Source organism: Hydrogenophaga sp. (genome assembly GCF_041633695.1).
Taxonomy (GTDB): Bacteria; Pseudomonadota; Gammaproteobacteria; order Burkholderiales; family Burkholderiaceae_C; genus Hydrogenophaga.
On sequence record NZ_JBFJMY010000005.1, the window covers coordinates 19,702 to 28,500 of the forward strand.

Annotated in this window: 8 protein-coding genes; 2 read left to right on the plus strand and 6 right to left on the minus strand. The window is 64.5% G+C overall.

What is annotated here, in order from left to right; genetic code table 11:
* Nucleotides 1–121: 121 nt before the first annotated feature.
* The 6 genes from ABYB95_RS00730 to ABYB95_RS00755 are packed head-to-tail and all read right to left on the minus strand — an operon-like array spanning nt 122 to nt 6,556.
* On the minus strand, nt 122–1,420 hold the full coding sequence (locus ABYB95_RS00730; RefSeq protein WP_372656498.1) for a TRAP transporter large permease: 1,299 nt from the start codon (nt 1,418–1,420) through the stop codon (nt 122–124).
* On the minus strand, nt 1,417–1,911 hold the full coding sequence (locus tag ABYB95_RS00735; protein WP_372656499.1) for a TRAP transporter small permease: 495 nt from the start codon (nt 1,909–1,911) through the stop codon (nt 1,417–1,419). The genes ABYB95_RS00730 and ABYB95_RS00735 overlap by 4 nt, the downstream gene beginning before the upstream one ends.
* The gene (locus ABYB95_RS00740; RefSeq protein WP_372656500.1) at nt 1,911–2,990 is read right to left on the minus strand and encodes a TRAP transporter substrate-binding protein; all 1,080 of its coding nucleotides are present in this window, start codon (nt 2,988–2,990) and stop codon (nt 1,911–1,913) included. Before ABYB95_RS00740 ends, ABYB95_RS00735 begins: the two co-directional genes overlap by 1 nt.
* Nucleotides 2,991–3,047: 57 nt before the next feature.
* Nucleotides 3,048–3,905, minus strand: a complete 858-nt coding sequence (locus ABYB95_RS00745) for a fumarylacetoacetate hydrolase family protein (protein ID WP_372656501.1) — start codon at nt 3,903–3,905, stop codon at nt 3,048–3,050.
* A 30-nt stretch (nt 3,906–3,935) separates the two neighbouring features.
* The gene (locus tag ABYB95_RS00750) at nt 3,936–4,907 is read right to left on the minus strand and encodes a VOC family protein (protein WP_372656502.1); all 972 of its coding nucleotides are present in this window, start codon (nt 4,905–4,907) and stop codon (nt 3,936–3,938) included.
* Nucleotides 4,904–6,556, minus strand: a complete 1,653-nt coding sequence (locus tag ABYB95_RS00755; RefSeq protein ID WP_372656503.1) for an FAD-dependent monooxygenase — start codon at nt 6,554–6,556, stop codon at nt 4,904–4,906. Before ABYB95_RS00755 ends, ABYB95_RS00750 begins: the two co-directional genes overlap by 4 nt.
* Before the next feature lie 190 nt (nt 6,557–6,746).
* On the opposite strand from ABYB95_RS00755, the gene ABYB95_RS00760 reads away from it, so the two are divergent.
* Together ABYB95_RS00760 and ABYB95_RS00765 are read left to right on the plus strand one after the other, a co-directional pair.
* Nucleotides 6,747–7,652: a LysR family transcriptional regulator gene (locus tag ABYB95_RS00760; RefSeq protein ID WP_372656504.1), complete on the plus strand. Its 906-nt coding sequence runs from the start codon at nt 6,747–6,749 to the stop codon at nt 7,650–7,652.
* Nucleotides 7,653–7,902: 250 nt separating this feature from the next.
* The gene (locus tag ABYB95_RS00765; RefSeq protein WP_372656505.1) at nt 7,903–8,739 is read left to right on the plus strand and encodes a fumarylacetoacetate hydrolase family protein; all 837 of its coding nucleotides are present in this window, start codon (nt 7,903–7,905) and stop codon (nt 8,737–8,739) included.
* The last annotated feature ends 60 nt before the right edge of the window (nt 8,740–8,799 follow it).

Sequence of the window (8,799 nt, forward strand, 5' to 3'; positions counted from 1 at the left end):
TCGGCCAAGCAGGGTCCTGGCCACGGTTTCGTGGCCACTTCAGGGACTCGGGGGTGCTCCATCGGTGCGCTACAACGCGCCGATGGAGAAAAAGCGAAAGGCGAGCGGTGCGCTTATCGGGTCAGAGAAAACCAGGCAGCCACAGTGCCACCTGCGGAAACACCAGCAACAGCGCGATCAAGGCAATCGGTGCGACGAGAAACGGCAACACGCCGCGGAACATGTCGGGCAGGCCGATGCTGGGCGCCTGCGCACGGATCACGAACAGGTTCATGCCCACCGGTGGCGTGATCAGACCGATCTCGACCAGGATCACCAGCAGCACACCGAACCAGACCGGATCGAACTGGTTCGCCGTGACCAGGGGCAACAGAATCGGCACCGTGATCAACACCATGCCGATGCCTTCGAGGAAGCAGCCCAGCACGATGTAAAACACCACCAGAATCAGCATCACCACCGTGGGCGAAACACCCAGCCCCGCGATCTGTTCGACCAGCGTGCTCGCAATGCCCGATTGCACGACGAAGTACGAAAAGATGGTGGAGCCCAGCACAATCAAGGTCAGATTGGCCGTGATCCGCACCGTGTCGCTCACGCAAGCAGACGCCTGGGCAGCGGGCAGACGGCGCCGCATCCAGCCCACCAAGGCGGCACCAAAGGCGCCAATGGCCGCCGCTTCGGTGGGGCTGAACCAGCCCAGATAAATGCCCCCAAAGCTCAGCAGAAACAAGGCGGCCACATCCCAGACCCGGAACAGATCGCGCCGCAAGTCGCCCGGCTGCGCGCTCGGCAGCTTGGGCGCTTCACTGGGCTTTAGCTTCACCGTCACCACCACCGTGAGCAGATAGAACGCGGTCAGGATCAGGCCGGGAATGAGCGCGGCGGCGAACAGTTTGGCCACCGATTGCTGCGCGATGATGCCGTAGATCATCAGAATCAGCGAAGGCGGAATCAGGATGCCGATGGTGCCACCGGCCGCAACAGCCCCCGAGGCCAAAGCGGGCGAATACCCGGCCCGGATCATTTCGGGAATCGACACCTTGCTCATGGTGGCCGCCGTGGCCAACGAAGAACCGCAGACCGCGCCAAAGCCGGCCGACGCGCCGATCGCCGCCAGCGCCAAGGATCCTCTGCGGCCGGCAAACACCGCATTGGCCGCGCGAAACAAATCGCTGGACAAACCGGCCGTGGTGGCGAAAGCCCCCATCAGCGTGAACAGCGGCACCACCGACAAGGTGTAAGCCGACGCCATTTCCAGCGGCACAGAACCCAGCACGGCGGCAGCCCGGGGCCAGCCCTCAAGCGCGGCGTAACCGCCCACGCCGACCAGTCCGAGCGCCGTGGCCACCGGCACACGCCCCAAAATCATGACCACCAGCATGGCCACGCCCACAAGGCCAACGATACCCGGCGTCATGCGGCACCGCCTTGCACCACACGCTTGAGTTGCACGAACAGTTTCCTGCCCAGCACCACGACGGACACCGCGATCGCCACCTGGATCACGCCCAGCAAAGCAAAGATGGGCACCGGCAGATCGGGCTTGCGGTCCCCGAACTGCCAAGCGTCCAACAGCGGCTGCATGCCGGTGTAGCCCAGTACCACCAGAAACAGCAGGGTCGCGACGGCGGCGAACAACTTGAGGTATTCCACCGCAGGCGCGGGAATCAGATGATCGACGACATCAACCACCACCTGTTCCTCGCGTCGGAAACACTCTGGCAAGGCCAGAAACACCACCAGCACCAGGGTGGATTCGACCAGATCGATCGAACCCTGGAGTGGCTTTGACAGCAGGTAACGCGTGAGCACGTCCACCACGGTCCACAAGGTCATCACCAGCAAGGCGATGCCTGCGACCCCGGTCAGGAGTCGGCTCGCCTGGCCCAGCATGCTGCGCTCTTTCATCATTTCGCTGCGTTAACGCGGGTGCGCAGTTCGGTATAAAACGGGCGCGCGGCCCAACCCTTGTCTTCGGTGGCTTTGATGGTTTCGTCAACCAGTGGCATCACCGGCTTGCGAAACGCCATGGCCTCTTCGGCCGTGGGTTCGATCAGCTCGGCCTTGTTCTCCAACATGTACAAGCGCCCAGCGGCTTCCGACGCGTCGTACAGGGCGCCCACGCGGCGTGCGCCTTCCACACCGGTGGTGTCGTCGATCAGTTTGCGCAGATCCGCCGGCAGTGCGTCGTATTTTTTGCCGTTCATCACCAGGCCAAAAGTGGCCGCGTAAGCATTGATCGCGGTCACGTGTTTCACGGCCGAACCCATTTGGAACGATTGTGCGGCCTCGTAGTTGAAGGTCATGCCGTCGATCACGCCCTTCTCCAGCGCGTCGGCCAGCTCCACCGGCGCGACCGCGGCTGGCGTGGCACCCCAGGCATTGATCATCTTGGAGGCCAGAGGGCCGTTGTGCCGAATCCGCATGCCCTTCATGTCTTCGGGCTTGCGCACCGTGCTTTTGTTGAAAAACAGGCCAATGTTCGCCTGGCCGATCACATACAGCACCCGCGTACCTTCGTGCTCTTTGGCCAGGCGACCGGCCATCGAGGTCACCACCGCAGAAGCCTGCGCCACGCTCAGGGGTTTGTTCTGTCCGTCGGGGTTGAAGGCGTAAGGCACCTGCGTCAGCTCGGTCAGCGGGAAACGGCCTGGCATCACGCCGTGCAGAAAGAACGAGATGTCGGCCACACCGGTGCGGGCCAGATCGAACTGCCGCGTGACCGGGCCCATCTGGCCCGAAGGAAAGATCGAGAGCTTCAGACGTCCACCCGATTTTTTGTCCAGATCGGCGGCCCAGCGCTCCAGCTCTTTGTGCATGGTGTGGTTGGGCGGCAGGTAGTGCGAGACCTTGAGCTCATAGGTCTCGGCCGAAGCGGCGCCGAAACTGGCCGCGGCCAGACAGACGCCCAGAGCCAGAAAGGCACGTTTGGTGACGCGGGCGCCGTTGGCCAGCCGAGGGGCAGAGGGGGAAGTGGTGTGGTTCATGGTTTGTCTCCAGTCTTGGTTATAAAAATATCGATCACAAAATGGCCGTGCCGAATCTCAGCGTTCGTCGGTGACGGTATTGCGCAGCACGCCCACGCCCTCCAGCTCGACTTCACACACGTCACCGGCCTTCATCCAGAGCGGTGGCTTGCGTGCCAGGCCGACGCCGGACGGGGTGCCGGTGATGATGATGTCGCCCGGCTGCAAGGCCATGGCTTCCGAACATGCCGAAACCAGGGTGGCGATGTCAAAAATCATGTCGCGCGTATTGGCGTTCTGCACCACCTGTCCGTTCAGGCGGCACTGCAACTGCAGACCCGATGCACCGGGCGGCAGCTCGTCGGCGGTGACGAACTCGGGTCCGAAACCACCGCTTTGGTCGAAGTTCTTGCCCATCATCCACTGATTGGACCGGAACTGGTGGTCGCGGATGGAACCGTCGTTGAACAACGAGTAGCCCGCCACGTGCTCCAGCGCCTTTTCTTTGGCGATGTAACGGCCACCGGTGCCGATCACGGCCACCAGTTCGGCCTCGTAGTCGAACTGGGTGGAGATGTGTGGGCGCACCAGCGCTTGCCCGTGGGCCACCCAGGAAGATGGGTAGCGGTGAAAAATCACCGGGAATTTCGGCGGATCAAAATTGCTTTCGGCGGCATGGTCGATGTAGTTCAGGCCAATGGCAAAGGCCTTGGCCGGGTTCTGCAATGGGGGCAGGTAGGTCAGGCCCGCGAGCGGGCGGCGCACGGTGGCGCTCGACAGCGCGTCTTGCGCGGCGCGCAGACCTGCAGCGCCCTGGCGCAGCAACTCGTCCAAGGTGTCGGGCAGGCCCAGCGCGGTGAGGTCGACCACATCGTCGCCGATGCGCGCACCCAGTGCGGCATGTCCGTGTTCGTTCTTGAAGGCAATCAATCGCATGGTGTGTCTTTCGTTGTGCGCCGCACCCGGTCAGGGGGCGGGCTGTTCGTGGTTGGTGACGAAGTCTTTGGGCACGGCTGGCCCCCAGACATAGAGAGAGTCTTCCATCGGGTGGTCGGCAGCCGGCCAGTCCAGATCGGCGGGCACGAAGTCGATGTCGCACGAGTACTCGCAGAAGCTGCCCCAAGGATCGCGCACATAGTTGAAGTAGTTGGAACCCAGCACATGGCGGCCCAGGCCCCAGCCTTCGCTCCAGCCCGCGTTGCGCATCTGCTCCGCACCCTTGCCCACTTCGTCGATGCTGCCCACTTCCCAACTGCTGTGGTGCAGGCCCGGCGCGTGCGATTGGGCAAAGGCCACCAGGTGGTGGTCGCTGCCGTGCGGCGTGTGCACAAAGGCGATCACGTCGGCGGCCTTGTCGGACAACCGCAGACCGAGCACATCTTGCACAAATGCAGTCATGCGCGGCACATCGGGCGAGAACCGCAGCACGTGCGATAGCGCGCGCGGGTGCACCGGTTGGACCTGGCTGCGGCACGGCGCCGCACCCTGCCCCAGGGGCACGACATCCGGGTGGGCCAACACGGTCTTGGCCGAGGGCGACACCTTGGGCGCCACCACCAGTTGCGTGGCCACGCCATCCACGTCGCGCAACCAGATGCCTTGCTCGTCGCCCAGCGCGTGCGGCTCGATGCCGATCCCCAGGTCGGCCACGCGCTGGCGGAACACCGCTTCGTCTTCGGCAAAAATGCCGTAGCGCAGGTACTGCAATTGCTTGCGCTCGCCCGCTTCGAAAATGCTGGCCCAGCGGTGGGGGTGGCCAAAGGTGTACAGGTCCAGGCGCTGGCCGTCGCGGCGAACGTCCAGGCCAAAGTGCTGGTAAAAGCGCTGCGCTTCGGCGAGGTCGGGCACGCTGTAGACAAAGCGGTCCACCGAATGCACGGCCACCACACCGGGGCGGCGCGATCCGTTGACGGCGCTGTTGACTGCGGCCGCCGTCATCGCGCGACTCCTGCGGGCACCAAGGCGTTGGCGCGACCGCTCACCTGCTCGATCAAGCCGTGGGTAGCGTGCGGCCAGGCATTGGCACGCCAGGCCACGTGCTGGTCCGGGCGGATCAGGGTGAAGCGCGTCGGGTAAAGCTCGGCAATGCCGGCCTCGTTGGGCTGGATCACTTTCAAGGGCATGCCGGTGGCCTTGGCCTGCCGCTGCGCCTGGTCGATGGCTTCGGACGGCGCGTCCTTGCTGGCGAGCAAGGTAAAGCCCTGCCCGAAGTGGTCGTACAGCGAGCTTCCGTCGTGCATCCAGGCGTGCGGCGCGAGATGGCCGGGCCGCGACGACGGCACGTAGTTGACGAAGTCCTGGCCCGGCGCGGGCGTGCCGTCGTGCACGATCACCGGTGAATGCTCGTAGCGGTAGCCCAGCATCACACCCAGGGTGTTGAACTCGCGCATCTTGGCGGCCTGGATGCGCCCACCCACCGCAGCGCGGCGCGCCGCGCCTTCGGCGCCATCGGCGTCCAGCCCTTCTTCCCAGAGCTGGTGGCTCAGGATGCTGTGGTTGGCCACCGCCTCGTCCAGCACCATGCTGTGCACCGGGCGGCGTTCTTGCTCGTAGCTGTCGAGCAGTTGCGCACCGCCCCAGCCTTGCAAAACGGCGGCCAGCTTCCAGCCCAGATCGGCACCGTCGGCCACGCCCATGTTCATGCCATAACCACCAAACGGCGGGTGCAGATGGCAGGCGTCGCCCGCCAGGAACACGCGTTGGTCGCGGTAGGAGTCGCTCAGGAAGCGGCTGGCCACCCATTCGTCGTTGGACAAAACTTCGTACGGCAGATCGATACCGGTGGCTTGGCGGATCAGTGCCGGCACGTCGGCCGGATCGAGCTTGTAGCCCTCCTTCACGCTGGTGGGCATGAAGAACCATTTGTCGCCACTGTCCATAGGGCCGATCAGGCTGGGCGCGTCGCCGTTGACCTGCCAATACATGATGGCCGGGCCGAGCTTGTGCGCTTGCGCCAGCCCGGGCGCGCGGAACACCACGTTGTAGTGGCGGGAAAGACCGTAAGTGCCTTCCAGCTTGGCACCGATGGTTTCACGCACCAGGCTGCGCGCGCCGTCGGCGCCGATCAGGTAGTCCGCCTCGATCCGCAGTTCCTGCTGGGACTCCAGGTCCACGGCCAGGGCCTGCACGCCGTCGGCGTCTTGCGAGAAACTTTTCAGCTCGGTGCGAAAGCGCAGCACCACGCCGGGCAAAGACTGCGCGTGCTCGCGCATCACCTCTTCCACCGTGTACTGCGGCACCCACTGCGAGTGCTCCGAGTACAAGGGGTTGCGGCCCGGGGCGCAATACAGCGCGTTTTCAATCCGCGTCAGTTCGTGGCCGCTGAGTCGGGTGCAGAACACCACGTTGGACGGGTAGTCCAGCCCCAGGGGAGATGCCGCCCGCAGTTTGTCGGCGATGCCCCAGCGGCGGAAATGTTCGCGGGTGCGCACATTGGTGGTTTTGGCGCGCGGTGCATAGCCGACGCGGTCGTTGCGCTCGATCAGCAGGCAAGGTATGCCGCGGTGGCCGAGCTCGATGGCGGCGGCCATACCGACCGGGCCGGCGCCGACGATCAGCACGCGGGTGCGTACCGTTGATTCACCCATGGGTTTGTCTCCTTGGTGTTGGTTGTGTGGCCCAACCCATCCGTTGCCGTTTGGATTTGCCGTCTAGGAGGGAATGCTAAGAACCGATGGGGTATGCAGGAAGATGATAAAAATCGAATGGCGATGTCAAAATGTCATCACAAACGGCGCGCAAGGGCTTGTGCCCCAGCCCCCCTACCGGAGACAAACCATGAAACTCAACGCGATTCGGGACTTTTTGGCCGTGGCCGAGCGGGGCAGCCTGCGCGCGGCTGCGCGCCAGGTGGGCGGCTCGCAACCGGCCATGAGCCGCAGCATCCAGGAACTGGAGCGCGAACTCGGTGTGGCGCTGTTTCAGCGCACACCCGGCGGTGTTCGCCTGACCCCCATGGGCAACGTGTTTCTGCGCCGGGCCAGCACCGTGTGCGACGAGTTGCGCCGGGCGCAAGAAGAGATGGACCAGTTACGCGGGGAAACCCACGGACATTTGCGGGTGGCGCTCTCCAGCGTGCCCCACATCGCCTTGTTGCCCAATGCTTTGCGCCCGTTTCGCGCCCGCTATCCGGACGTGGTGATCGACATCATCGACGCGGTCTATCCCAACATCGAGCTCGACCTGAAGGAGAGCCGCATCGATTGCTACATCGGCCCCGCGCCGGACGACCTGGGTGGCGACTTGCTGAAAGAAAAAATGCTGGACAACGTCCGCATCATCGTGGGCCGCAAGGGGCATCCGCTGGCGCAGGCCACCTCGTTGCGCGACCTGGTGCATGCCGAATGGGTCAGCACCTCCATCACCCACGTGGCCGAAGACGAGCTGGGGCCTTTGTTTGCCAGCCACGGCCTGCCCTCGCCCAAGCTGGTGATGCAAGCGCACTCCGCCCTCACCTTCCTGGTCACCATGGTGTATTCGGATCTGCTGATGATGGTGCCGGTGCAATGGATCAAATCGCCCTTGCTGCGCGGCCACGTCGAGATCATCCAGGTACGCGAACCGCTGCCCGCGCCACCGATCTCGCTGGTGCGGCGCAGCGGACTGCAATTGACACCCGCGGCCGAGTACTTTGTCGACATGATGCGCCGCGCCGTGCTGCACATGGACGCTATCGACCGGTGAAACAGCCTTGACCTGCCGGGTTCGGGTGCACATGCCGCCCGGTCGGCACGACCAGCGGAATTCCACCCCAGGCGGCGCGTCTGCGCAGGCGCATGGGATGCCAGTTTGCGATCAGTCTCGCAAATTTTGAATCTTCCGCGATCAGCGCCCCCGTCCTACGATCGCGCACCAAGCCCGGTGTCCGGTGCCGCCGCGCCCCCCCCGATGCCGACCTGTGCCACGACGCACCCATTTCCAAGGAAAGAAACCCATGAAGTTGTTCAGACACGGTGCCGTCGGCGCCGAGCGCCCCGGTGCGCTGGATGCCCAAGGCCAGCTGCGCGACCTGTCGCTGCTGGTGCCCGACCTGACACCCGACTGGCTGGCGCCCGAGAAGCTGCGCGCCCTGCGCGCGATCCAGCTCGAAGCCATGCCACTGGTTGCGCCAGGCGCCCGCATCGGCATGCCGGTGGCCGGTAGCCGGCAGTTCGTCGCGATCGGCCTGAACTACCGCCAACACGCCATGGAGGCCGGGCTCGACATTCCCAAAGAACCGGTGGTCTTCACCAAGGCGCTCACATCGCTGGGCGGCCCGAACGACGACATCACCATGCCCGACCACTCGGAGGCCACCGACTGGGAGGTGGAGCTGGGCGTGGTGATGGGCAGCGTGGCGCGCAAAGTGCCGGTGGCCCAGGCCTTGTCACACGTGGCGGGCTATTGCCTGGCCAACGACGTGTCGGAACGCGACTGGCAGACCAAGCGCGGCACCCAATGGGGCAAGGGCAAGAGCTTCGATGGCTTTGGCCCGATCGGCCCATGGCTGGTCACGACCGACGAACTGCCAGACCCGCAATCGATCCCGATCAGCCTGAGCGTCAACGGCGAGCAGCGCCAGAGCAGCAACACCTCGGACATGATTTTCTCGGTCGCCGAGATCGTGTCCTACCTGAGCCAGTTCATGACGCTGTTGCCGGGCGACGTGGTGATCACCGGCACCCCATCGGGCGTGGGCCTGGGCATGAAGCCGCCCAAGTTCCTGCAGCGTGGCGATGTGATGCTGCTCGACGGCGGACCGCTGGGCATCCAGCGCCAAAAAATCGTCTGACCGATGGCTTCTCGTGTGCGCCAGCCCTGGGCATTGGCGCACATTCCAGCACCGCAAGAA

What these genes read in the sequence shown, in the direction of transcription:
- ABYB95_RS00765 (WP_372656505.1), top strand. Translation starts at nt 7,903, where the DNA reads ATGAAGTTGTTCAGACACGGTGCCGTCGGCGCCGAGCGCCCCGGTGCG.
- ABYB95_RS00740 (WP_372656500.1), bottom strand. Translation starts at nt 2,990, where the DNA reads ATGAACCACACCACTTCCCCCTCTGCCCCTCGGCTGGCCAACGGCGCC.
- ABYB95_RS00755 (WP_372656503.1), bottom strand. Translation starts at nt 6,556, where the DNA reads ATGGGTGAATCAACGGTACGCACCCGCGTGCTGATCGTCGGCGCCGGC.
- ABYB95_RS00730 (WP_372656498.1), bottom strand. Translation starts at nt 1,420, where the DNA reads ATGACGCCGGGTATCGTTGGCCTTGTGGGCGTGGCCATGCTGGTGGTC.
- ABYB95_RS00760 (WP_372656504.1), top strand. Translation starts at nt 6,747, where the DNA reads ATGAAACTCAACGCGATTCGGGACTTTTTGGCCGTGGCCGAGCGGGGC.
- ABYB95_RS00745 (WP_372656501.1), bottom strand. Translation starts at nt 3,905, where the DNA reads ATGCGATTGATTGCCTTCAAGAACGAACACGGACATGCCGCACTGGGT.
- ABYB95_RS00750 (WP_372656502.1), bottom strand. Translation starts at nt 4,907, where the DNA reads ATGACGGCGGCCGCAGTCAACAGCGCCGTCAACGGATCGCGCCGCCCC.
- ABYB95_RS00735 (WP_372656499.1), bottom strand. Translation starts at nt 1,911, where the DNA reads ATGAAAGAGCGCAGCATGCTGGGCCAGGCGAGCCGACTCCTGACCGGG.